The following is a 24,626-nucleotide window of genomic DNA, read 5'->3' as shown; positions in this document are numbered from 1 at the left end:
TGCGCCACCGGCTGGAGTACGCAGCACGCGCTCGCCGCGATGGTTGTAACCGTAGCTTTCCAGCACGGCATCGCCCTGCTTCACCGCGTTCATGCGGTTGGCATCGCTGTAGGTGAAGGTCTTGCTGCCGATGCTGGTGGTGTTGCCCACCGCGTCATGGTTGCGCGCCTCGCCATCCACTGCGGTCAGCCGGTGGCTGGTTGCGGGATAGGTGTAGTTGGCGGTGCCTGCCGAGGTGGTCAGCGCGGTGCGATTGCCGGTGGCGTCATAGGCATAGGTTTCGATCGGCGTGCCGGTCGTGCCGTCCTGGGTCTGGGTCAGGCGGCCCAGCGTGTCGTAGGCGTACTTGGCCAGCACCGTCGGACCTGCGCCGTTCTTCAGCTCGGTGATCGAACCGACCGGGTCGTAGCCGTAGCCCAGCGACAGACCGCCCGCAGCCGGGTCGTGCACCGCCTGCGGGCGATAGTCCAAGTCCAGCGGACGCTGCAGCTGCCGCCCATTGCCATAGGCCCAGCCGGTGGCCGGGCCGAAGGCCGCATAGGTCACGTTGTTCACCACGATCTGGCGCGCCTGGCCGGGGCGGGTGAGGCCGATCTGGCTGATGCGGCCCTGGGTATCGCGCACGTAGTCGGCCACGCTGCCGTCGGGGTAGGTCAACGCGGTCAAGCGACCCGACTTGCTGTAGGCATAGCGCAGAGTGGTGGCCACACCATTGACGGTCTGCACCTTGCGGGTGACCTGGCCGAAACGGTCATGGCAGTACTGGGTGCTGCCATTTGCGTGCAGCACCTGCCCCAGGCGGCCCTTGGCGAAGCGCTCGTCGGCGGCACAGGCGGTCGGCGCCACGTCATAGCTGTAGCCCACGTCCAGATTGGGGTCCGGATAGGCGATGCCGATCAGGCGGTTGAGCGCATCGTAGTGATAGGTGGCGGTGACGCCGCGCGCATCGGTGGCGGTCTTGCGGTTGCCGGCGGCGTCCACGGTGAAGCTGCTGGCGCCACTGTCCGGGCTGACCTGGCCGGTCAGATCACCGAACCCGTTGTAGGCGTAGGTGGTATGCAGGCCCTTCGGGTCGGTGACCCGGGTGACCTGGTCCAGCGCGTTGTACTGACTGCGGATCTCCGCCGCGACGCCGCCGACGTCCTGCAGGGTCTGCGCCAGGCGGTTGAGCGGGTCGTACTGCTGGCTGGTCACGCGCTGCAGTGCGTCGGTGATCGTCTGCGGGTTGCCGTTGGCATCGTAGGCAAAGCCGGTGGCGTGGTTGCCCGCATCCTTCAGCGCGGTCAGCTGGCCAAGCGTGTTGAACGTCCGCGCCAGGGTGCGACGCAGCGTGCCGCCAGTATCCAGCGTGTCTTCCTTGAGGCGGTTGCCGGCGTTGTCCAGCGTGTAGTGAATGGTGTTGCCGGCGTTGTCGGCGATATCCGTCAGCCGCTGGGCGGCGTCATAGACATAGGTAACGCTGCTGCCGTCAGGCTCGGTGACCTGTTGCACCTGGCCGGTCGGCCAGTAGCTGATCTGGGTCACCCGATCCTCGGTCGTGGTCGCGCCGCGCACGGTGATGGAGGTCGGCCAGCCGCGGGGATGGTAGGTGTAATCAGTCACCACGCCGTTGGCGTCCTTGACCGACAATGGCCGCCCGAACGCGTCGTAGGCCAGAGTCTCGACCGTCTGGCCCAGCGCATTGGTCACGCTGCGCAGGTCGCCCTTGCGATAGGTGCAGGCACCATTGGCCGCGCACGCCGCGTCATCCGCGGTGTAGTAGGCATAGGTGGAGACATCCGCCACATCACTACGCGGGCCATCCACGCTACGCAGCAGTCCCATCAGCGGGCACTCCGGGCCCTCTGCCTCACAGTAGGTCTGCGTGGTGACGCGGGTGTCACCGGTCACCATGTCGCGCACGGCGATGGTGGTCGGCTGGAGGCGTGCATTGCGCACGATGCGGATCTCACGGTTGCCGACGGTCTGTTGCACCAGCCGATTGCTGTCCAGAGCCACTCGCGTTTCGCTGACGCGTTGGTCCGGAGTACCGGCCGCTTCAGTGGTGGTGGTCACGCTGATGGCGCCTGCGGCAGCATCGCTGGCCTCGGAATAGGCATACTGGGTGACAACGCCTCGGCGATCGGTCACCGACTGCAGCCGGCGCCGGAAATCAGTGCCCTCGGGCAGATAGGTGCGACTGATGCTGCCGTTGCTCTCGGTGACGCCGTTGACCTTGCGCGGAAGGCCACTGGCGCCGCTGGCGGTCAATGCGTAGGTACTCTGCTTGCCCAGTGCGTCGGTGACGATCGTGGTGCCTGCCAGGGTGTACTCCAGGCGCACGCCATCAATGCCCACGTCGGCCTGACTGCAATCGCCGGAATGGCGGCTGCAGGTGACCCGCCCCTTGGCGTCGTAGCCGTACCAGCTGTAACGCTGGTTGCCCTCGGCGGTAATGCCGGTCAGGTAGCCCGGGAAGCGGGCGTCCTCATAGTGATACGTGCGGCTGGCACCGTCTGCGTAGGTCGCACTGATCAATTCCCCGGCCGGGGAATAGGCGTAGCTCACCACGGGCTGGCCGGCGATCACCAGGGCCGAGATCAGCGAATCGTCACCCGGCGCGAGATACTGGACGTCCACGCGCCGGCCGGTTGAATGGGTGATGCTGAGCAGGCGGCCATGGCTGTCGCGTGCATAGGTTAGCGAGGTTCCGTCTTCGAAATCGCGGCGCTGCATCAGGCCGCCGGCATCGAACTGAATGCGCTCCTGAGCCCGCGACAACAACCATAGGCTCCCCTGTTGAGCCACGCGGTCCCCACTGCCATCCATTGCCTCATACACCGCTCCCACCTTCTTGAAGGCGAGCTGGCCACCCTCAGCGTCAATCAAACCCACCTGGACTTCCGAACTCGGCGGATAGCCCGTGTCATCAATGCCGAGCGTCAGGTGAATATTGTGCGAGTGCGTCCAACCTTGGCCAATGGCTCCGCCGCTGGTGCTGGTCAAGGAATGATACTGGCGATCGAAGCGGACCCACCCGAAATCAAGGTCCGCTTCCGGCTGAGACTTGTCGCCGGTGGTAGGGTCGCATGGATTACCGACTTTGCACTGCTGCGGCGGCAGCGGAGAAGTCCAGTAGGCCAGCAGCATTGCCATGTTTGGGTCGTCCTGCTGGATCAGGGCGCACATGCCCAGGTTATCGTCCCACATCATCATGGGGCGATTCATGCATTTTGCGGTTCTACTCCGAGATGCATTTTGCCAGAAGACCGTCTGCCTGCAGGAATTAATGCCCTCGAAATAAGTGTTCTTAGCGAATTTGTAGCGCTTGCTTTCGTTGATGACGCTACCGTCATCTCCCACTCCAAGCCCGCCAACCTCCTCCCAGGCCTCTTCAGTCATGACGGTGGCAGCGCACCGCGGATCGCTCGCATTCTTCGACAGGAACATGCTGCGGACGGCATCCTCCGTGGCGTACTTCTGATGGTTCTGCTCATACACCCAATCCGTGGTGACGATCTTCTCGGGCTTGACGCGATAGTCATAGATCGTCTTGTTAGGAAGGGCCCTCTGGCGCTTGACCTCCCAAACGAAAGGCTTATCGACCTCATACTCGGCGAAGAAGGCCCGTATGTCTTTCTGGACAGCCGCCTCTGTGGAACGGGGCTCTCCCATCGAGAAGTAGCTTTCCCATTTCTTCTCGATCTCCTGCGCCTGCACGCTGGACGTCGAGCACGCCAGCACGAACAGCGCCAGACTGATGAGCGAAGTGCCAGAGTTTGCCTTCAACATCCCTGTTCTCCTTCCTGGACGGACACAGCGCCGGCGGGAACGAGAACGTGGGGCAGCAGCCTCTTCACGTCATGCTTCGGATCGTCCCTGGTCCGGAATGCGGCGTGGCCGCATGGGGACGTTATCTCCGATGTGGTTTACACATTCAAGTCAAAAACTGTGGAATGAGTCGAATTTCAGAACTTTCTGATGCAGGGGGGGCGTGTCGGAAATGCAGCCGAGCGTGGGCTCGGCTCTACAAGGCGAATGCCCCAGAAACAGAAACGCCGGGCATCGCCCGGCGTTTCCGTCACCGCATGGAAGGGGTAAATCTCAGTACTTCCCATCAAACCCAAAGATCGGCTTGCGCTGCTTCCACGCACCAGCAGTAAAGTCCGGGAACTCCAGGGTCTGGAAGCTGTTGGCGATCGACTGCTCGCTCAGCGGGGTGATCGCGCTCCAGGTCACTGCGTCGTAGATGTCGATCGGCATCGGCGCCTTGGCCTTCAGCGCTTCAACAAAGGCATGGATGACGAACCAGTCCATACCACCATGCCCTGCACTCGCAGCGGTGTCGGCATTCTGTTTCCACAGCGGATGCTCGTACTCGTCCTGGTACTTCTTGAACTCTTCCCACTGGTGCGGCGGGCTGCGGCCTTCGATGTGGATCGAATGGTTCACGTCCATCCACAGGCCCTTGGTGCCCTGCACGCGGAAGCCCATCGAGTACGGGCGCGGCAGCGAGGTGTCGTGCTGCAGCAGGATGGTCTCGCCATTCTCGCAGGCCAGCGTGGTGGTGACGATGTCGCCCAGCTTGAACTTCACCTTGGTGCTGGGGTGGGTGGTGCCACCACTCTTGGCAACGGTGTACTCATGCAGGCCACGCGCCTTGGTCGCGAAGGCGTTGATGTGGGTGAAGCGGTTGCCACGGTTGATGCCGGTGTACATCGCGCACGGGCCGATGCCGTGGCTGGGGTACAGCTCGCCGTTGCGTTCCACCGAATGCTCGGTGCGCCAGCGTGCTTCGCTCCAGCCCTTGGGGCCGAATTCCACGCCGCTGTCGTAGGGCTGGTTCGGGTCGCCGGAATTGAACTTCACCCCGCGCAGGTCATGCTGGTAGCCGGCCTGCAGATGCACCAGCTCGCCGAACAGGCCCTGGCGCACCATCTGCAGCGCGGCCATCACGTCGCGGCGGTAGCAGACGTTCTCCAGCAGCATGTAAGGGGTACCGGTGCTCAGCTGGGTCTTCAGCACGTCCCAGTGGTCCTGCAGGGTGATGCCGGCCACCACTTCGCAGCCCACGGCCACGCCGGCCTGCATGGCGGCGATCGCCATCGGTGCGTGGTACTCCCACGGCGTGGCGATGATCACGCCATCGATGCCCTTCTGCTCCAGCAGGCGCTTCCAGGCATTGGTGTCGCGATCCTGTCCGTAGGTCTTCGGTGCCGGCTTGCCGGCCTTGGCCACCATGTCCATGGCGCGACCGAGCATGATCGGTTCGATGTCGCACAGCGCGACCACCTCGACATCGTCGCGGCGCACCAGCTCCTTCAGCAGCACAAGGCCACGCATGCCGGTACCGATCATGGCCAGGCGCACTTTGCGCCCGCGTGCCCACGCCGGGGTCTGCGGCAGCAGGCTGCTGGCGGCGACAGCGGCACTGGCCGCGATGAATTCCCTACGCTTCATGGCAAACATCTCTCCTCTTGGCGGCGAGCCGGCCGTAGCCGGCCCGCCGGGTAACGCAAACGGAATTACTTGAAACGGTAGCCGATGGTCACACTGTAACCACGACCGAAGATGGTGGCGTAGTCACTGGAGTCACCCAGGAAGCTGTTCGGATCGTAGAACGGCAGGCGGTTGAACAGGTTCTTGACGGTGAAGCTCAGGTTCCACGCGTCATCCGGGCGCCAGGTGACACTCATGTTGGCAGTCCACCACGACGGCGCACCATCGCACTTGCTCTTCTGCAGGGCCAGGTAGCCGCCGGTGCAGGTTTCCTTGTTGTTGCTCACCTCATCAACCTGGTCGGTGGCCCACTTGGTGCCGCCCACGTAGTTGACGAACATGCTGGTGGTCACCTGCTTGTAGGTCCAGTCGGCATTGAGCGTGGCACGCAGGCGAGGGTTGTTGTAGTAGCCGACCACGTCGCCGTAGTACCAGCCGTTCTCCGCATCCATGTAGAAGCGGTTGCGGTTGGCGATGGTGGCGGCCAGGCCGATGTTCAGGTTGCCCCAGTCGCCCAGCGAGAAACGGCTGCGCGCATCGATGTCGAAGCCGTCGATCAGGGTCTTGCCCCGGTTCTTGTACTGGCCCACCACGCTGGCCACGTTGCCGGCCGAATAGCCCGGCAGCACCGACGGGCAGCTCACGCCACTGGCCGGGTCGGCACACATGGCCGCCAGCTGCGCCAGGTTGGCGCGGTCGCTGTCGGTGATCGGCGAGCGCGACATCGAGATGATGTCTTCCATGCGGCGATAGTCCGGCGCGACGATTTCGTTGTTGCGGTAGATGAACCAGTAGTCTGCCGACACCGACAGCCAGCTCGCCGGCTCGTAGACGAAGCCGAGGGTGGCGATCTTCGCCTTCTCCGGCTTCAGGTCCTTGTTCGGCTGTGTCATGCGGGCCACGGTGCGGCTGCAGTCGACGTTCAGCATGTTCTTGCCCAGGTCGACATCACCCGGCCGCTGCGACTTCAGCAACAGGTTGGCGATGGCGTTGGTCTCGTTGCAGCGCAGCTCGTCGCGGAAGCCGCCCAGCTGGGCGAACACGCCGCCATTGCCGGACTCGGCCAGGCTCGGTGCACGGAAGCCGGTGGAGTAAGTGCCGCGCAGCATCAGCTGGTCGAACGCCTGGTACTTGAAGCCGATCTTCGGTGCCACGTTGGCGCTGAAGTTCGGGTACTTGTCCACGCGCACCGCCGCATCCAGTTCCAGCTTGTCGGTGATCGGCGCCACGGTTTCGGCGAACAGCGCGTAGGTGTTGCGCTTGCCGTCGAACCAGGAACCGCCCTGCTGGGTGATCAGACCGTTGGCGGCGTCGGCGTTGCCCGGAGTGTAGAAGGTTTCGCGGCTGGCGTTGAAGCCGAATGCCGCACGCATCTCACCGGCCGGCAGCTGGAACAGCGGGCCTTCGATCTTGCCGTCGAGGGTGTGCAGGCGGGTCCACGACTGGATGTCGAAGGTCGGGAACGCTTCACGGATCAGCGCGGCGTTGGCTTCGCTGATCTCGCCGAACTTGTACGCCGGATGGTCGGAGATGATCACGCGGCCGGTGCCCGGATCGATCGTGTACGGGCCGAAGGCCTTCTCGAAGCCCTTGGTGTTGACGTTGATCGTCTGGTAGGTGGTGGAGTGGGTGCCGGCGCTGGCGAACGCGGTTTCCCAGTTCCAGTCGCCCCGGTTGCCACGCGCACCGGCCAGCACGCGGTAGCTCTTGTCGGTATTGCGCTGGCCGAAGTAGTTCGGGCCGGCATCCTGCAGCAGGTAATTCAGGCCGACCACACCGCCCATCATCGCCTTCATCTGCGGGCTGGCGTGGTTGTACTCGTTGTTCGGGCCCAGGAACGGGTACAGGAACTGGTTGACGGTGTTGCCGGTATTGCGCGAGAACCAGCTGGTCGGGTTGCCGGTGGTGGTGCCGTAGGTGCGCGGCGTGCCGCCGTTGGCGCGCAGGTCGATGTCGGTGTAGGTCGCCTCGGCGAAGATCTCGGTGCTGTCACCGACCAGGAAGGTGCCGTTGAGGTAGGCGGTGTTGCGCTCGGACTTGGCACCAGCGTCGATCTCGTTGTTCATCCAGGTTTCCCAGACGCAACGCGGACCGGCCGCTTCACTGGTCAGCACGTTCCTGCAACCCGGCGCAGCTTCCTGCACGCGGCGGCCGGTGACCGGATCGAAGGCGAAGTAAGTGCCCGGATTGAATTCACCCGGCTTGCTGCCCACGCCCAGGCGCAGGTTGTTGAGGTAGTTCGGATTGTTGACGTAGTACTGGTCGGGCCGCTTGTCGTAGAAATCGCTCAGCGGAATCGCGTCGCGGCGGTACATGTTCACCGCGCCGTAGATGTTGAAGCGGTTCTCGGCCAGGTCACCGAAGCCGGCGGTGATGCTGGCCTGGCGTTCGCCGTAGGAGTCGATGCGCGAAGAGGTGTCGTTGGTGAAGCTGACCTCGGCCCCCTGAAAGTTGCGCTTGGTGATCACGTTGATCACGCCGGCCACCGCGTCGGTGCCGTACACCGCCGAGGCGCCGTCGGTCAGCACTTCCATGCGCTCGATGGCCGCGGCCGGAATCGCGTCGATGTTGACGAACTGGGTCTGGAAGCCGGCCGGTGCACCGTAGTACGACAGGCGGCGACCGTTCAGCAGCACCAGCGTGCCCTGGGCACCGAGGCCACGCAGGTTGGCCTGCGAGGCACCATCGGAACCGGTGAACAGCGAACGCGCGTCCTGCTGCGCCGGGCGGGCGGCGGGCAGGTTGTCGAGCACCTGCAGCAGCGTGCGCGCACCCATGTTCTGGATGTCCTGCTTGCTGATCACCTGCACCGGCGAGGCGGTTTCCACGTCGGTGCGGCGGATGTTGGAACCGGTGACCTCGATGCGGGCCAGGTCGGTGGCCTTGTCCTTGCTCTCCTGGGCGAAGGCAGGAACGGCGACCGACAGCAGCACGCCGGCGATGGCCAGCGACAGCGGAGCGATCGAACGACAGGGGGGGCGGTGGTGGCGGGCGGGCAACATCGGGGTTCTCTCCTGGCAGGGGTGCAGCGCAATATGTGAGCGCGTGGGCGTTCGGCGGGCAAAACGCTCCCGGGCCACGGCCACGAGGGCCGTAGTCGGAATGGGCGGGGGGAGGAGCGGTGTTACGAGGGGGTCATGGGGCGACGATGCTGGCGGAGTCGCCCTCCTGGCCGATCAGTACGGCATTGGCCCAGTTGGCGCAGACTTGGGCGGGTTGACTGCCCTGCGCACCCAGCGTGCGCAGGCTCAGGGTGGAAAGGCCTCGGATGTCCAGCTCCGGCTTGACCACGCCGGGTGCCTTCACCAGGCCGCTGTCATACAACAGGTGGTCGTCACCCCAGACCTGGAACTGCAGGCCACCGGCGGTGCGGCAGGCGTCGTCGATGCCGAGGTCGGCACGCAGCAGGTGCCAGCCGCCCTGCAGGCGCAGGTCGATGCGGCTGTTGGCGCCGACGCCCAGGCCACGGCGGAACTGCAGGCCGTTCATGCGCATGCCGGCGTCGCCACGGAAGGACTGGTCGGTACGCACCTGGCTGGCCAGCGCGGCCGGCACCGGCAGCTCGGAGAGATAGCGCTGCCGGGCCGCTCGCTCCGGTTCCTGGTGTTCGAGGATGTGGAAGGTGGACAAGGCGATCGGGCCGACGTCGCGTGGCTGCAGTGCATCGAATGCGCGGGCGCTGCCCTGTGCGGCGGTGACCATCGGGTCGGTGCTGCTGGCGCCGTCGCCTTCGGGGTTCTGCACGCTCAGCACGCGGAAGCGCAGCAGGCGCCCGGCATGGGCCGGGAACGCGATGCGCTGCACGCCCTCCTTCAACTGCAGGCGGCCACGTGCGATCGGCTCGCCCCACTCGCCATTGCTGTCGCCCAGGTACACCTCGTAGTCGCGCACCTGGCCGTGCTTCCAGTTCTTGTCGTTGCGCGGCGCGATGTCGATGCCGTCGATCATCCTGCGCTCACCGAAGCCGATCACCCACTCATGCGCACCGGTGCGCACGGCCTGGTTGCGCACACTGCGGAACCAGGTGGCCGGATCGTCATCGAAGGCATTTTCCAGCGCATGGCCAGGCTCTTCGGCCGGGCGGTTGACCACCAGCAGGCTGTCGGCCGGCAGTTCGCGGCCCAGCACCGGCGCAGCCGGATAGGCATCGTCGGCGGCCGCAGCGACCACCGCGAAGTCCAGCTGCAGCTGCAGCGGCTGGCGGATGTCCTGGTTAGCGGTACGCACGTGCAGCGTGCCACGGCGCTCCTTGGCATCGAAGTACCAGCCTTCAGCCGCACCGTTGAACGCCGCCGCATCGGCCAGCGCCGGCAACGCGCGGCCACCGGCCTGCACCGCACGCGGCGCCTGGCGGCTGAGCACGCGCAGGCCATAACGGCGCTGCGCCAGCTGGCCGTTGTACTGGCCCTGCACCGGATCGATCTGCACCTGCACCGGACCACTGCCCTGCGCCGGCGCCTGCACGCGGATTACCTGCGTGCTCGACTCACCCTGCTGGTAGCGGCGCGTGTTGCCATCGTCTTCGTACAGCGTGTACTGCGACTCGCCCTGCGGGTACAGGTCGAACGTCACTTCATCCAGCGGCTTCTCGCCGTCGAACAGCATCGACGGGTACATCGGCAGGATCGCACCGGCACGCACGAACACCGGCAACGTGGCCAGGTCCACCTGGCGGTCGAGCTGGCGGCCGTCGGCGCCGGCCTGCACGCGGCGGCCATCCCAGTAGTCGATCCAGCCGCCGGCCGGCAGGTGGATGTCGCGGCGCCAGCCACGGCTGGCGGCCTGGCTGCGGTACACCGGCGCCACCAGCAGGTCGCGGCCGAGCAGGAACTGGTACTTGTAGGTTTCATCCTGCGCATGCGGGTCGCGCGGGTTGTCCCACATCAGGCCGCGCACCGGCGGTGCACCGGTCTGCGCAGCCTCGTGCACCAGCCCGTACATGTACGGGGTCAGGCGCATCTTCAACTTCAGGTAATCGCGGTTGATGCTGCGATAGGGCTCGTCGTACCACCACGGGTGCTTGCGCGCGTTCGACGACCAGCCGCTCATGCCCATCAGCACTGGGGTGAAGGCTTTCCACTGCAGGTCGCGGGTGAAGGTTTCGGCGCTGCCGCCGAAGATCGCATCCACATCGCCACTGGCGTAGGCCATGCCGGACAGGCCCGAACCGACCAAGGTCGGCACGTGCCAGCGGATGTAATCCCAGCTGCTGCTCTGGTCGCCGGTCCAGGCCACGGCATAGCGCTGGATGCCGGCCCAGCCCATCACCGTCCACAGGAACGGGCGCGAATCGGAATTGTCGAGGATGCCGTTGAACGCCTGACGGTTGGCGTCCATCGCGAACTGGTAGCCCTTGCCGGTCCAGGCCACGTCCAGCTTCTGCACGCGGCTGCCGGCCTTGCCCACTTCCCAGGCGATCTTGTCGACGCCGTTCTCGGTCCACAGGCCGGTGCGGAAGCCGTACTTGGCCAAGCCCTGCACGGTTTCCGGCAGCTTCTTGTAACCGCAGCCGTAGCCATCGTTGGGCAGGATCCAGCCACCGGGCATGTCGTGGGCGCGGTACTGCTTGGCCACCGAGTCGATCACATCCGGCGTGGTGCCGGTCGGGCCGTCACTCCAGCCTTCGGGCACGGTGCCGGGCTTCTTGGCATTGTCACCGTCGTTGTAGCAATCGGCATCGCCGTAGGACAGCGCCCAGCGCGCGACCATGTTCGGGCGGCCGGTCAGCTGGGTGTAGCGCTCGATCAGTTTCGGCAGGTCGGCGCCGACGAAGTAATAGGCATCGAAGCGGTCTTCGCGGTGCAGCAGCGTGGCCTGGTCGGCCTCGCGCAGATCGTAGCTGCCATCGCTCCAGGTGTTGCGCAGCATGCCCCAGCCACGGCTGCTCAGCAGCATCGGTGCAGGGCTGGGGCGGTCGCCCTCTTCCCAGCCACCGGAGTAGGACACGTCCAGCTCGCGGCCCTTGAACTGGTAACGGCCGTTCTGCTGGCCGCCACCGAAATAGCCTTCATCAGCCTGCGAGGACAGCACCTGCACGCTCTGCGTGGCATCCAGGTCCAGCGGCTGCAGTTCCTGCCACAGCGCGGTGGGCTGGCCGTTGTCCAGGCGTTCCAGGCGCATGCGCAGCGGCTGCCGCTGTACATGCAGGACCAGTGCATCGGTGCGCACGCGGATTTCCTGTGCGTCTTCTTCCAGCTGCGCCTTCACGTTCGCCTTGGGCTGCGGCAGCACGATCGGTGCGGCCTTGTCACCGGCACCGGTCAGCGTGCCGTTGCGGCCGGCCTGCACGCGGATGATGTCGGTGGCCGGCAGTTCGATGCGGATGCGCGCGCCCTTGTCGGTCTGCAGGTCCCAGCCCTGCACGCCGTCGCCGCTGGCGCTGGCGGCAACCGAACGCAGGTTGCCGACCGGCTCGGCCTGGGCCGGCATGGACGCCAGCATCAATGCCGGCAACAGGGCCAGCATCAGCGGCGAGCGACGAACGCAGTTTTCCACGCGGACTCCCAACCCGTTCACCGGGCGTTTCGAAAGCGATTGGGCCGACTCTAGGGCAGCGATTCGAAAGATGTCAACAAATTGAAAGGAAAAAGGAAGATATATTCCATTGAAACGAAAGTTGCTGCGCCGCAATACTTTGTGTAATCGCTTGCAGACGCCTGTTAAGCATTGTGCGATACGGCATCCGGCGGATTCTTGCGTTTTCCGACGTGCTCTGGGCGGAGCGAAGTCGGCGTCACATTTTCTTTCTTTTTACTTTCGCTATTTGACATTTCGAAAGAAAACGCAGATGGTGCGCTGGCCCAACTGGAACCTCCGAATGGACGTCACCCTGCTTTCCGATGTGTCCGCCTGGCAGCGCCTTGGCGGAGCCGATACCGCTACCGAAATCGCCCAGCAGCCTGCGTTGTGGGAAGCCCTCGCACAGGACCTGTCGCGTGCCCGCGACCGCCTGCAGGCCTTCCTCGGCGACAGCCTCAACGATCCCAACCAGCGCGTGCTGTTCACCGGCGCCGGCAGCTCCGGCTTCATCGCCGAAATGGTGGCCGACGCGATCAACGCGCAGTGGCCAGCCGATGTGCGCGTGGTGCACACCACCAGCCTGCTGACCCACCCGGCGCTGTACCTGCAGCGCGACCGCCCGACCCTGCTGGTCTCGTTCGGCCGCAGCGGTTCCAGCCCGGAAAGCGTGGCGGCGGTTGACCGCGTGCGCAGCGACGTGGATGACGCGCGCTTCCTCGACATCACCTGCAACGCCGATGGCGAACTGGCCCGCCGTGGGGCTGGCCGTGCCGATACCTGTACCCTGCTGATGCCGTCGGCCAGCTGCGACCGCGCCTTCGCCATGACCAGCAGCCTGACCTGCATGCTGCTGGCCGCGCTGACCGTGTTCGATCGTTCGCCGTGGGATGCGCGCGTGGCGCGCCTGAAGCAGATCGCCGCGCTGGCCCGCGAAGGCCAGGCGCAGTGGGACGCACCGGTGGCGGCGCTGGCGCAGCGCCCGTTCAACCGCATCATCTACCTCGGCAGCGGCCCGCTGGAAGCGCTGGCACGCGAGTGCGCGCTGAAGGTGCTGGAACTGACCGCTGGCCGCGTGCTGGCGCTGGCCAACACCCCGCTGGGCTTCCGTCATGGGCCGAAGTCGACGCTGGATGGCAACACCCTGGTGGTGGTGCTGCGCAGCGTGCAGCCGCTGGCGCGCCGCTACGAACAGGACCTGCTGGAAGAACTGCGCCGCGACGGCGTGGCCGGCCAGGTGCTGGCAATCGGCCCGCATTCGGACATCGGCGCCGATGACGAATACACCCTCACCGTGCCGGCACTGGACGATCCGTGGCTGGGGCCAGTGTGGCTGGGCTTCGCGCAGCTGTTCGCGCTGCAGCGCTCGGCCGCGCTTGGCCTGACCCCGGACAACCCGTTCCCGGACGGCACCGTCAACCGCGTCGTCAAGGGCGTCACCATCCACCATGGCTGAGCTGATCGCCCACGCCTGCTACGGCATCGACATCGGCGGCACCAAGATCGAGCTGGTGGCGTGCGATGCGGCGATGCAGGTCACCTGGCGCCGCCGCGTGGCCACCCCACAGGGTGACTACGACGGCTTCCTGCAGGCGGTGGTGGCGCTGGTGGCCGAGGCGGACGCCGCCCTCGGCCGCAGCGATGCGGCCATCGGCATCGCCCTGCCCGGCGTGCGTGACCGCCGCAGCGGTCGCCAGCTCAGCGCGAACGTGCCTGCACTGACCGGCCAATGCGTGGCGCAGGATCTGCAGGCACGCCTGCAGCGCCCGCTCCACTTCGGCAACGATCTGCAGTGCTTTGCCCTGTCTGAAGCGCACGGCGGCGCGGCTGACGGCTACCCCAGCATGTTCGGCGCCATCCTCGGCACTGGTGCCGGCGGCGGCTTCTGCCTGCACGGCCGGCTGCTGTCCGGCTTCAACGGCCTGGCCGGCGAATGGGGCCACTGGAGCGTGCCCGGCCACCTGCTGCAGCGCCACGGCCTGCCGCTGCTGGACTGCGGCTGCGGCCTGCAGGGCTGCGTGGAGCGCTATGTGTCCGGCAGCGGTGTGGCGATGATCGAGCGCCACCTCGGTGGCAGCGCCGCCGACGCCAGCGCCGTGATCGCCTTGGCCGAAGCCGGCGATGCACGTGCGCGCAAGGCGCTGGACATCCACCGCGATCTGCTTGGCCACAGCCTGGCCGCGCTGGTGCTGGCGCTGGACCCGCACGTGATCGTGCTCGGCGGTGGTCTCTCGCAGTACGCGCCGCTGTACCAGCAGCTGCCGTCGGCCATCGCTGCCCATCTGTTCAACGGCGTGCAGGTACCCCCGATCGTGCCGCCGCGCTTCGGCGATGCCGGTGGCGCACGTGGTGCCGCCCTGCTCGCCTGCCAACCCTCGTTTTCCTGATGTCCGGAGCCTGACCATGTCCCCGTTGCAGACCCTGCTTGCCTCCCACCGCGCCGGTGCCAACGTCGGCCTGTACAGCGTCTGCTGCAGCAACGAGCAGGTGCTGCGCGCGGCCATGCACGTGGCGCTGGCACACGGCACCGTGCTGCTGATCGAGGCCACCTCCAACCAGGTCGATCAGTTCGGCGGCTATACCGGCATGACCCCGCCGCAGTACCGCGATTACGTCGGTACCCTCGCCGATGAGGAAGGCTTCCCGCGCGAGCGGCTGATCCTCGGCGGTGACCACCTTGGCCCGAATGCCTGGCAGAAGCGCCCGGCTGCCGAAGCGATGACCCACGCGCGCGTGCTGATCGAAGCCTACGTCGCCGCCGGTTTCCACAAGATCCATCTCGACTGCAGCATGTCCTGCGCCGATGACCCGGTGCCGCTGCCCGATGCCATCGTTGCCGCACGCTCGGCCGAGCTGGCCGAGATCGCCGAACGCACCGCCGCCGAACACGGCCTGCCGCCGCCGGTCTACGTGATCGGTACCGAGGTGCCGATTCCCGGTGGAGAAGCCTCGCTTGCCGAGGGACTGCAGGTGACCACGCCGGCCGCCGCCGCGCAGACCCTGGCCATCCACCAGCAGGCGTTCGACACGCCGCAGCTGCGTGATGCGTGGCAGCGCGTGATCGCGATGGTGGTGCAGCCGGGCGTCGACTTCGACCACAGCAGCGTGCACGAATACGACCCGGCCGCCGCCAGCACGCTGGCCGACTTCCTGGAACAGCAGCCACGCATCGTGTTCGAGGCGCACTCCACCGACTACCAGCGCGAAAGCGGCCTGCACGCGCTGGTGCGCGACCACTTCGCCATCCTCAAGGTCGGCCCGGCGGCGACCTTCGCCTACCGCGAAGCGCTGTTCGCGCTGGCCGCGATCGAGGCAGAACTGCTGCCGGCCGCACAATGCTCGCGCCTGCCGCAGGTGCTGGACGAGGTGATGGTGGCGCAGCCGAAGTACTGGCAGTCCTACTACCAGGGCGATGAGGCAGCGCTGCGCCTGCTGCGCAGTTACTCCTTCAGCGACCGCTGCCGCTACTACTGGGGCGAGCCGGCGCTGGTACAGGCGGTGGAGACCCTGTTCGCCAACCTGGAACAGCACGCGCCGCCGCTGGTGCTGCTCAGCCAGTACCTGCCGGAACAGTACCGCGCCGTGCGCGAAGGCACCCTGGCCAACACCCCCACCGCACTGGTGCAGCACCGTATCGGCCTGTGCCTGGGTGAGTACGCCCGTGCCTGCAGCGCCAACCAGGCCGGAACCCGCACGCAGAACGCACGTTCGGCTGCCGCAGTTGCTGCGAACGGCTAATCTCTACCTTTCCCCGCGAAACCGAGAATGGCCATGCGCAACACCCGCTCCCGCCGGCAACAGATCCTGCAGCTGCTGATCGAGCACGGCTCGGTGCAGGTGGCCGATCTGGTCGAGCGCTTCGGCGTGTCGGCGGTGACCATCCGTGCCGACCTGACCCATTTCGAATCGCAGGGCCTGGCCAACCGTACCCACGGTGGCGCCACGCTGGTGCGCACGCCGCCGCAGGAACAGGACATCCACGAAAAGGACGCACTGAACCTGCCGCTGAAGGAATCGATCGGCGCGTGTGCCGCGCGCCTGGTACGGCCTGGTGACAACATCATCATCGACTCCGGCTCGACCACGATGACCCTGGCCCGCCACCTGCGCACGCAGCGCGACGTGACGGTGATGACCAACGGGCTGAACATCGCCTGGGAACTGGCCAACGCGGCCGGCATCAACGTGCTGCTGACCGGCGGCCTGCTGCGCCAGCAGTCGCTGTCGCTGCAGGGCAGCCAGGCCGAAGCCAGCCTCAACTCCTACAGCTTCGACACGCTGTTCCTGGGCGTGGATGGCCTGGACCTGCAGTTCGGGTTGACCACCCATGACGAAGCCGAAGCCCGCCTCAACCATCGCATGGTCGAGCGTGCACGCCGTATCGTGGTGCTGACCGACGCCTCCAAGTTCGGGCGCGTCAGCCTGCACCGCATCGCCCTGCTGGATCAGATCCACACCATCATCACCGATGCCGGCATCGACGACGCAACCCGCGAGGGACTGCAGCGGCTGGGCATCGAGGTGATCATCGCCGAGCCCACCGCATGAGCGACACCCGTTCCCTGCATGGCCGCATCCTCACCCCGCTGGGTTGGCGGCGTGGCCACGTCCACTTCGATTCCCACGTGCGCCAGCTGCAGGTGGACGACCACAGCGGCGCTGACGATCTGCAGCTGCCGGTGATCCTGCCCGGCTTCATCGACCTGCATGTGCACGGCGCTGCAGGGGTGGACCTGATGCAGGGCGGCGACGTGGCGCGCACCATCGCCCGCACCCATCTGCGCTTCGGTACCACCACGCTGCTGGCGACCACCATGACCGCCGGCCTGGATGAGATCGAGCACGCGCTGCACGGCGTGGCCGCCACCATGGCCGCACCCGATGCAGACGCCGCCAGCATCGTCGGCGTACATCTGGAAGGGCCGTTCATCAGCCCGCAGCGGCTGGGCGCGCAGCCCAACCGCACCATCGAGGCGACGCTGGCGCTGGTACAGCGGCTGCACGCGCTGGCGCCGATCCGTGTGATGACGCTGGCGCCGGAGATCGGCGAGCACACCGCGCTGATTCCCGCGCTTTCGGCAATGGGCATCCGCGTGCAGCTCGGCCACAGCGCCGGTACCTACGAAGAAGGTGTTGCTGCGCTGCAGGCCGGTGCCTCTGGCTTCACCCATCTGTTCAACGGCATGACCGGCGTCGATCACTATCGCCCGGGCATCGCGGCGGCGGCACTCGCGCATGCGCAGTACGCCGAGATCATTCCCGACCTGCAGCACATCCATCCCGGCGTGATCCGCCTGGCCGCGCGCGCGATCCCACGCCTGTACGCGGTGACCGACGCCACCGCCGCCACCGGCATGCCCGATGGCGAGTACGCACTGGGCGAGCAGCGCGTGCACAAGTGCGGCGGCTGCGTGCGCCTGGCCACGGGTTCGCTGGCCGGCAGCGCGCTGACCATGGACCAGGCGCTGCGCAACCTGGTGCGTGTGGGCCTGGAGCTGGCCGATGCCTCGCAGCGTGTTTCCACCTTCCCGGCCGACTACCTGGGCCTGGGCGATCGCGGCTGCATCGCGCCCGACGCCCGCGCCGACCTGGTGGTGCTGGACGCCGAACTGCGCCTGCAGCAGGTGGTGGTGGGTGGGCGCGTGGTCGATTTGAACGCAACACCAGCCTGACGCACCGCGCCTTTGTAGAGTCGAGCCATGCTCGACTGCTCTGCCGCGCCATGCGCGGTCAGTCAAGCATGGCTCGACTCTACAGAAAGCAATCCGCACCGAAACACCTTCTGGGATATGCCGATGACTGCACGCACCGCTCCGCGCTGGCCCGTACGCTACCTGCTCTTCATCGGCGGCCTGGGTGGCCTGCTGTACGGCATCGACATCGGCATCATCGCCGGCGCCCTGCCCTATCTTGAAGCAACTGCCAGCCACGCTTGGCAGCTCAGCAGCCAGCAGCTCGGCTTCGTGGTGGCAGCGGTACTGCTGGGCAGCGTGCTTTCCTCGCTGTTCGCCGGCATGGTTGCCGACCTGATCGGCCGCCGCGGCGCGATGCTGCTGGCCGGCCTGCTGTTCACCGCCTCGATTCCGATCATGGCACTGGCCTCCGGCTACACGCCGCTGCTGCTGGGGCGCCTGCTGCAGGGCATCAGTGGCGGTTTGATCGGCGTAGTGATTCCACTGTACCTGGCCGAAGTGCTCAGCCCCGAGCGACGTGGGCGCGGCGCGGCGATGTTCCAGCTGCTGCTGACCGTTGGCTTGGTGCTGGCAGCCCTGATCGGCCTGTACCACGCCCACGCCGTCGATGCCGCCGCCGAAGCCGTGCGTTCGCTGCCGGTCGCGCAGCAGGCGCAGGAACTGTTCACGGTGAAGGACCACGCCTGGCGCACCATCTTCTGGACCTGCCTGGCGCCGGGCCTGCTGTTCTGCGCCGGCATCTTCTGGCTGTCCGAATCACCACGCTGGCTGGTGCGGCGCGGTCGCATCGATGAAGCCCGCCGCAGCCTCCAGCGCGTCCTGCCCGCCGCAGATGTCGAGCCCACGCTGGCCCAGATCCAGGCGCCGGAATCGAGCAGCAGCGACGGCAAGCGCGATCCGCTGCTCAGCCGCCGCTACGTGGTGCCGTTCCTGCTCGCCTGCGTGGTGCTGGCCTGCACCCAGGCCACCGGCATCAACTCGGTGCTGGCCTACGCGGTGAACATCCTCAACCAGGCCGGCCTGTCCGGTTCAGTGGCCAACGGCGCCGACGTGGCGATCAAGCTGCTCAATGCGGTGATGACCGTGGTCGCGTTGCTGCTGGTCGACCGCAAGGGCCGCAAGTTCCTGCTGATGCTCGGCAGTGGTGGCATCTGCGTGGCGCTGCTGGCCGCGGCCACGCTGTTCTTCCAGGCCGAGCGCGGCCGTGCCGATGTGCAGCCGCAGCTGCAGGCGGCGGTCAGCGGCGACGGCCTGCAGCTGGTGCTGGATGATGCGCAGTGGCAGCGCCTGGGCGCGGGGATCGACCGCGAAGGGCGGCCGATGCAGCTGACCGTCTCCTATGCCTACGGTGATTTCACCAACGTGCGCGCCCTGCGCAGCGACAACCTGACCGATCGCGAGCTGCGCATCGAGCGCGCCGGCACCGTGCAGCCCGACAGTGTGATTGGTGCGTTCTTCCGCAAGCTGCATCTGAACCCGTTCGCCGACCCGGCCAGTGCCGCGCAGGCGCCGCTGCGCATCGAACAGGCGCGCATCGGCCCGGTGCCGCCACCGGCACACGGCTGGGCCGTGGCCGCCTGCATCCTGGTGTTCGTCGCGTTCTTCGCGGTCGGCCCCGGCGTGTGCGTGTGGCTGGCACTATCGGAGCTGATGCCGAACCGCATCCGCTCCAACGGCATGAGCATCGCACTGCTGATCAACCAGTTCGTGTCGACCACCATCGCCGCCATCTTCCTGCCCACGGTGGGCCACTACGGCTACGCCAGCATGTTCGTGTTCTGGGCGGCCTGCACCTTCGTGTTCTTCCTGGTAGCCGCGTTCTGGCTGCCGGAGACCAAGGGCAAGTCACTGGAGGAGATCGAGGCACGGTTCGCGGGAAAGCGGGGCTGACAGCGCCTGCACCTGGCGTCGGCCATACCCCATGACATGCCAACGGGGTATGGCCCGCCGATGACGGTATGGCACGCCGATGGGTGCGGCACGCAGACCGGGTAGAGTCGACTGTTGGTCGACTGCTCTTCGCTCCAACACCAGGAACGCCGCGCTACGCGCGTGAGTCGACTAACAGTCGACTCTACCGCTGCCATCACTTCCCGGTGATATGCCTGGCCAACGCCTGCGCCTCAGGTCGCTGAGGCTGTGGCACGCCGATGGGTACGGTACGCAGACCGGGTAGAGTCGACTGTTAGTCGACTGCTCTTCGCTCCAACACCAGGAACGCCGCGCTACGCGCGTGAGTCGACTAACAGTCGACTCTACCGCTGCCATCACTTCCCGGTGATATGCCTGGCCAACGCCTGCGCCTCGGCAACGCTCGGCAGCCCGCTCAGCATCATCGATTCACCGAACGGGCCTTTCACCGTCGCCACCATCAGCACGCGACCATCCACGCTGATCGCCGCTCGTTGCCCCACCAGCGCCGCCGTGCCATCGTGGATGCGTTGGCGTGCTTCTGGCCGATACCGGATCTGCAGGCCGGGCTCCTGGCCCGCGTCCAGCACATAGCGCACATCGGCGATATCTGCACTGTCGGCAATCGGCGGCTCGCGCAGCGCCAGGGTCTCGCCCTGCCACTGCGCTTGCGTGCCCTTGCCATCCGCATCGACCGCGCTCAGGCGCACATCCACGCCAGGGCGCGGCACGTGATCCTTCCCTGCCAAGCCACCGGGCGTGGCGCCCGGCATGCAGCCGGCCAGGGTCAAGGCCACGCCCAGCAACAGCGGAAGCGCAGCCCTCACTTCAGCTTCCGCAGCTTGAATGCCACCAGCACCTGCAGCAGGCCGTACAGCAGGCTGCCGATACCGATCCACAGCGTGGTGACCGCCACGCCGGCATACGGGTTGGCCGCAAACAACAGGCCCAGCACCACGGCCAGCACGCCGCTGAGGATCAGCAACCATTCGCCCTGGATCTGCTTGCGCACGCGGATCGCGAATACGATGCGATAGATGCCGGCCACCAGCAGCCACGCCGCCAAGAACAGCACCAGCACGCTGGCGGTGGCCAGCGGATTGATCACCGCCAGGATACCGAAGCCCAGCGAGGCGAGGGCGTACAGCGCCAGCCACCCACGCGAGGCACCACTGCCGCCGCTGATCAGTGCGAACAGGCTGATGACACCTTCAACGATGGCCATCACGCCCAGTGTCCACGCCAGCGCCATCGCTGCGGACAACGGCCAGCCGATGGCAACGATGCCGAAACCCAGTGCGACGAGCCCGTACAGCAGCAGGATCCACCAGCTGCGCCCAACTGCCGACAATAAGGGAGACAAGGGGGAATTCATGGCCACTCCTTCGATCCGGAACCGGCCTCATCCTAGCCCCTGTGGATGAAGAGGGCGATCACGGCGCCCGCGCGCAGACCCACACACGCACCTCCGCAGCGCCGACCAAGCGCAGCGTCTCGGCAACCTCCATCACCGTGCTGCCGGTGGTCATCACGTCATCGACCACGGTCAGCCGCGTGGGCACCGGACCACGAACCGCAAACGCGTCGAACAGATTTTCCCGGCGTTGTTCGGCCGTGCGTTCGGACTGCGGTGCGGTGTGGCGGCGCCGGTACAGCCCCTGCCAGACCGGCATCGGCAGCAACCGGCACAGCTCGCCCGCCTGGTTGTAGCCGCGCTGGCGCAACCGGCGATTGTGCAGCGGCACCGGCACCAGCGGTGGACACCACCAGGGCGGCGGTGCGCGCTGCATCAGCTGCGCGAGCAGGCGTCCGGCTGCGAGATCCTGATGGAACTTGTAGCGCACAAGCAGCTGATCCACAGGCGGCAGGTACAGCAGGCTGGCATGCGTGGCGGCCTGCGGCGGTACCTCCTCGCGGCAGGTGCCGCAGACGATCAACGCGGTCTCGGGCAACGGCAACGCGCAGCGCAGGCAGGCCCGGCCGGCCCAGGGCAGTCCGGCCAGGCAGGCATCACAGAGATCGAGTCCATCGTGGCCCGGGTCACCGCAGACCAGGCAGCGCAGCGGTAGCAGCACGCGAAGTGCGGCCTGCACGTGGCGGACCGGGTCGAAGAAGGCAGACATGCACTTCAGCATGTCGCCGCCCTCAGCGGGTTGCTATCGGGGGCGCCCTCAACGACCCGTAGGCATTTTCATCGCCCGCCTCCTGCCCCGATCACTTCACCGCGTTGGCGCAGGCTTCGCATCCACCCGGGTGCGATACACCATGTACGGCGTCTGCCGGCGATCCACGCCACCATTGAATCCGGCCTGCCGGTGCAGCTGGTTGGCGGTGAAGTACAGATAGCCATCGGGCCCCATCGACAAGGTATCGGGCCACAGGATGCGTGGATCGTGCACCACGGTCGTCCAGCGCCCCTGCGCGTCGCGGGCATGGATGGCGTTGTGCTCGTAGTCGCTGGCATACAACCGCCCGTTGGCATCCATCTCCATGCCATCGGAGGCGCCCTTGTCGCCCAGGTCGACCACCGCCGCCGCCAGTTCCGCTTCACTCAGCTTCGGGTCGCGCAGCAGCGCGGTCGGCACGCTGTACAGATGACGGCTGGACAAGGGTGTGTAGAACAGGGTGCCACCATCGGGCGACAGGGCGATGCCATCGGCGGCCACGGTGAACGGCGCCGACGAACCATCGGCGTTACGCAGCCGCATCTGCTGTCCTTCCACGATCGGTACGAATGCCGGATCCGCCGATGTTGACACATGACCGATCAGGCGCTTGGACGCGGCGCCGGTAGCGAGGTCAATCACGATGATGCCGCCGATGCCGCTCAGCGACGAGTCGGTCACGTAGGCGACGCCCTCGCGACCGACACGGAAATCGAAGCGCACATCGTTGACGTAGGTGCGCGCGTCGATGACGTTGGCCGGGAACACCAGCGTTCTGGCCACGGTATTGGTGGCCAGATCGATCGCCACCAGCTTGGCGCCGCCGGCCTGTGGTGCAGAGAACCCGGGCGCGGCGGTGTCCAGCACCCACAACCGACCCTGGCCATCGGCCACCACACTCTGCACGCTGATGAAGTGGGCCGCCGGATCGGGACCGTCCTTGCGGTTGATGCGCGCATCCGGATAGGGCACGGCGCGGCCGTCGCGCCACTCGGCCACGCTGTAGGGCACCTCACCGCCCCAGCGCGGGAAGTTGACGAAGATCCTCCCGGTTTCGGAGACCGCCACACTGGTGGGCATGGCGCCCTCGAAACGCGCCACCGGTTCGAGGGTGCCGATGCTGCGCTCGCTGGGCAGCAATGGGGTACCGGCGATCGCCAGCATGGGGGAACTGGCCAGGGCCAGGACGGCAGCCGCCAGACGGCGGATACGGCAGTTGATCATGGTCGCTCTCGATGCAGGTCCGGGTGCAGCCCCGGCGTGGGTGCATCTTCAGCGGCGCACCTGGCATCGGGTAGACGGTGCAACGGGGAATCAGCTTCACTGCAAAAGTGAAGATTGCGGCCTGATTTATCCTGTCGATCAAGGCAATCAGCGATGCCTATCCGCTGACTCTGCTTGCGGCACCATCAACAACTCCGCCAACCCGCGGTAGATCGGCACGCGGCACACCAGCCCGGACACGCCACGCGCGATCAGCACCGTGGCCAGGATCGGCAGCAGCAGATCACCGCTGTCGGTCAGCTCCAGCGAGATCACCGCCGAGGTCAGTGGCGCCTGGGTCACACCGGTCAGGTAGGCGCACATGCCCAGCAACACGAACGCGCGCGGGTCAACGCCCGGCATCAGCACTGACAGGTTGTGGCCGAGTCCCGCGCCGACCGCCAACGCAGGTGAGAACAGGCCACCGGGAATGCCCGCCACGTACGAGGCCAGATTGGCCAGCAGCTTCATCAACCCGAACTCGTGGCCGACCAGCGCCTGGCCCTGCACCAGGCTGCGCGCTTGTTCGTAACCGGTGCCGAACGCGCCTTCGCCGAACACCAGGGCCAGCACGACCACCACCAGGCCGCAGCCCGCGGCCAGCAAGACCGGATGCCGCTGCCGCAGCTGCCCCAGCCAACGCGGACGGCCCGCCGCGCTGGACAGTACCGCACGTGCGAACAGCCCGCCCAGCAGGCCCGCCACCACGCCGCACAGCAGGATCGCCAGCCAGCCCTGGCCGAGCGGCAGACGCGCGCTCACATGGCCGAAATAGGTGTAGTTGCCCAACAGGCCGAGCGATACCACGCCGCCGACGATCACCGCGGTCAACAGGGTGCCGGAGAAGCGATGTTCAAAACGGCCGCTGAGCTCCTCGATGGCGAAGACGATGCCGGCCAGCGGCGTGTTGAACGCCGCCGCAATACCAGCAGCGCCCCCGGCCAACAGAAAGTGCGAGAGCTCGCGGGGATCCTTGAAGCCGAACCAGCGGCCGAACAGATACATCAGGCTTGCGCCTACGTGCACGGTGGGCCCCTCGCGCCCGACCGATGCGCCCCCCAGCAGCGACAGCGAGGTCAGCAGCAGCTTGCCGGCCGAAACCGCTGGGGAAAGGTTGGTTTTCCGGAACGGCTCATCGGCCTTGTCCAGCGCAGCGATGACCTGCGGAATGCCGCTGCCCCGCGTGGGCTTCAGCACGCCGGAAGTGAGCCAGGCCAGCAGCGCGAAGATGCCCGGCGTGAGCAGCAGCGCCCACCACGGCGAGTGCGAGGTGATGCGCTGGAACAGATGGAAGGCCGCATCGCTGGCCTTGGCAAACAGGATCGCCACCAGTGCCACGGCCACCGCGCCGCCCCACAGCGCGGCGCGGCGGCGCCAGGCCTCGCTGAGGACCAGCGCGGTGATGCGGCCACGAAGGCGGTAAAGATCAAGCATGGGAAAGAGTCTGCGCGCCAGCACTTACGTTGTGCAGCAGGCACTGTGGCTGGACGCCTTGCAGCATGCGGTGAAATGCGGCGCTTCGCTCGATGCTCTATTGCGCCGACGACCCGTAAACCAAATTAAAATCCAACTGGTTGACAGCCTCCCCGTGCCCACTCAC

15 protein-coding genes are annotated in these 24,626 nt (G+C 66.6%); 6 read left to right on the top strand and 9 right to left on the bottom strand.

All coding sequences use genetic code 11. From position 1 onward, the window contains the following. The 4 genes from AC5P6X_RS18420 to AC5P6X_RS18405 all read right to left on the bottom strand — a co-directional run. A partial coding sequence (locus tag AC5P6X_RS18420; RefSeq protein ID WP_495215559.1) for a DUF6531 domain-containing protein occupies positions 1-3,771 on the bottom strand: 3,771 nt, incomplete at its 3' end. 312 nt (positions 3,772-4,083) lie between these two features. Then, positions 4,084-5,439 (bottom strand): Gfo/Idh/MocA family protein, encoded by a 1,356-nt coding sequence (locus AC5P6X_RS18415; protein WP_285309370.1) that lies wholly within the window; start codon positions 5,437-5,439, stop codon positions 4,084-4,086. Positions 5,440-5,504: 65 nt separating this feature from the next. Beyond that, positions 5,505-8,480: a TonB-dependent receptor gene (locus AC5P6X_RS18410; RefSeq protein WP_005414779.1), complete on the bottom strand. Its 2,976-nt coding sequence runs from the start codon at positions 8,478-8,480 to the stop codon at positions 5,505-5,507. A gap of 133 nt (positions 8,481-8,613) precedes the next feature. Next, positions 8,614-11,973, bottom strand: coding sequence for a TIM-barrel domain-containing protein (locus tag AC5P6X_RS18405; RefSeq protein WP_329756955.1), 3,360 nt, complete (start codon positions 11,971-11,973; stop codon positions 8,614-8,616). A 322-nt stretch (positions 11,974-12,295) separates the two neighbouring features. Here AC5P6X_RS18405 and AC5P6X_RS18400 point away from each other — a divergent pair, with 322 nt between their 5' ends. The 6 genes from AC5P6X_RS18400 (at position 12,296) to AC5P6X_RS18375 (ending at position 19,577) form a co-directional block, all read left to right on the top strand. After that, on the top strand, positions 12,296-13,450 hold the full coding sequence (locus AC5P6X_RS18400; RefSeq protein ID WP_285309368.1) for an SIS domain-containing protein: 1,155 nt from the start codon (positions 12,296-12,298) through the stop codon (positions 13,448-13,450). Further along, positions 13,443-14,381, top strand: coding sequence for an ROK family protein (locus AC5P6X_RS18395; RefSeq protein ID WP_024958683.1), 939 nt, complete (start codon positions 13,443-13,445; stop codon positions 14,379-14,381). The genes AC5P6X_RS18400 and AC5P6X_RS18395 overlap by 8 nt, the downstream gene beginning before the upstream one ends. A gap of 16 nt (positions 14,382-14,397) precedes the next feature. Then, entirely contained in the window at positions 14,398-15,732 is a 1,335-nt protein-coding gene (locus AC5P6X_RS18390) for a D-tagatose-bisphosphate aldolase, class II, non-catalytic subunit (RefSeq protein ID WP_285309367.1), read from the top strand. Positions 15,733-15,765: 33 nt separating this feature from the next. After that, the gene (locus AC5P6X_RS18385) at positions 15,766-16,542 is read left to right on the top strand and encodes a DeoR family transcriptional regulator (protein WP_005414783.1); all 777 of its coding nucleotides are present in this window, start codon (positions 15,766-15,768) and stop codon (positions 16,540-16,542) included. Beyond that, positions 16,539-17,666: an N-acetylglucosamine-6-phosphate deacetylase gene (gene nagA, locus AC5P6X_RS18380; protein WP_049451188.1), complete on the top strand. Its 1,128-nt coding sequence runs from the start codon at positions 16,539-16,541 to the stop codon at positions 17,664-17,666. The genes AC5P6X_RS18385 and nagA overlap by 4 nt, the downstream gene beginning before the upstream one ends. A 123-nt stretch (positions 17,667-17,789) precedes the next feature. Continuing rightward, entirely contained in the window at positions 17,790-19,577 is a 1,788-nt protein-coding gene (locus AC5P6X_RS18375) for an MFS transporter (RefSeq protein ID WP_005414785.1), read from the top strand. A gap of 377 nt (positions 19,578-19,954) precedes the next feature. Here the strand turns inward: AC5P6X_RS18375 and AC5P6X_RS18370 are convergent, their stop codons facing one another. From AC5P6X_RS18370 to AC5P6X_RS18350, 5 genes are all read right to left on the bottom strand, one after another. Further along, positions 19,955-20,425: a SecDF P1 head subdomain-containing protein gene (locus AC5P6X_RS18370; protein ID WP_049451249.1), complete on the bottom strand. Its 471-nt coding sequence runs from the start codon at positions 20,423-20,425 to the stop codon at positions 19,955-19,957. Further along, positions 20,422-20,973 carry an HdeD family acid-resistance protein gene (locus AC5P6X_RS18365; RefSeq protein WP_049451250.1) on the bottom strand — a complete coding sequence of 184 codons (552 nt, stop codon included), beginning with the start codon at positions 20,971-20,973 and terminating at the stop codon, positions 20,422-20,424. The genes AC5P6X_RS18370 and AC5P6X_RS18365 overlap by 4 nt, the downstream gene beginning before the upstream one ends. Before the next feature lie 58 nt (positions 20,974-21,031). Next, a complete protein-coding gene (locus AC5P6X_RS18360) occupies positions 21,032-21,721 on the bottom strand; it encodes a ComF family protein (protein ID WP_088435865.1) in 690 nt (229 codons plus the stop codon). Between the two features lie 96 nt (positions 21,722-21,817). Then, positions 21,818-22,987 carry an L-dopachrome tautomerase-related protein gene (locus AC5P6X_RS18355; protein ID WP_285309366.1) on the bottom strand — a complete coding sequence of 390 codons (1,170 nt, stop codon included), beginning with the start codon at positions 22,985-22,987 and terminating at the stop codon, positions 21,818-21,820. A gap of 147 nt (positions 22,988-23,134) precedes the next feature. After that, entirely contained in the window at positions 23,135-24,460 is a 1,326-nt protein-coding gene (locus AC5P6X_RS18350; protein ID WP_049451252.1) for a chloride channel protein, read from the bottom strand. Positions 24,461-24,626: the final 166 nt, after the last annotated feature.

The organism is Stenotrophomonas sp. YJH_SMC_40 (genome assembly GCF_059368615.1).
This window is presented reverse-complemented; position numbering and strand designations above follow the sequence as displayed.

What these genes read in the sequence shown, in the direction of transcription:
- AC5P6X_RS18365 (WP_049451250.1), bottom strand. Translation starts at nt 20,973, where the DNA reads ATGAATTCCCCCTTGTCTCCCTTATTGTCGGCAGTTGGGCGCAGCTGG.
- AC5P6X_RS18375 (WP_005414785.1), top strand. Translation starts at nt 17,790, where the DNA reads ATGACTGCACGCACCGCTCCGCGCTGGCCCGTACGCTACCTGCTCTTC.
- AC5P6X_RS18400 (WP_285309368.1), top strand. Translation starts at nt 12,296, where the DNA reads ATGGACGTCACCCTGCTTTCCGATGTGTCCGCCTGGCAGCGCCTTGGC.
- AC5P6X_RS18385 (WP_005414783.1), top strand. Translation starts at nt 15,766, where the DNA reads ATGCGCAACACCCGCTCCCGCCGGCAACAGATCCTGCAGCTGCTGATC.
- AC5P6X_RS18395 (WP_024958683.1), top strand. Translation starts at nt 13,443, where the DNA reads ATGGCTGAGCTGATCGCCCACGCCTGCTACGGCATCGACATCGGCGGC.
- nagA (WP_049451188.1), top strand. Translation starts at nt 16,539, where the DNA reads ATGAGCGACACCCGTTCCCTGCATGGCCGCATCCTCACCCCGCTGGGT.
- AC5P6X_RS18390 (WP_285309367.1), top strand. Translation starts at nt 14,398, where the DNA reads ATGTCCCCGTTGCAGACCCTGCTTGCCTCCCACCGCGCCGGTGCCAAC.
- AC5P6X_RS18360 (WP_088435865.1), bottom strand. Translation starts at nt 21,721, where the DNA reads ATGTCTGCCTTCTTCGACCCGGTCCGCCACGTGCAGGCCGCACTTCGC.
- AC5P6X_RS18350 (WP_049451252.1), bottom strand. Translation starts at nt 24,460, where the DNA reads ATGCTTGATCTTTACCGCCTTCGTGGCCGCATCACCGCGCTGGTCCTC.
- AC5P6X_RS18415 (WP_285309370.1), bottom strand. Translation starts at nt 5,439, where the DNA reads ATGAAGCGTAGGGAATTCATCGCGGCCAGTGCCGCTGTCGCCGCCAGC.
- AC5P6X_RS18410 (WP_005414779.1), bottom strand. Translation starts at nt 8,480, where the DNA reads ATGTTGCCCGCCCGCCACCACCGCCCCCCCTGTCGTTCGATCGCTCCG.
- AC5P6X_RS18355 (WP_285309366.1), bottom strand. Translation starts at nt 22,987, where the DNA reads ATGATCAACTGCCGTATCCGCCGTCTGGCGGCTGCCGTCCTGGCCCTG.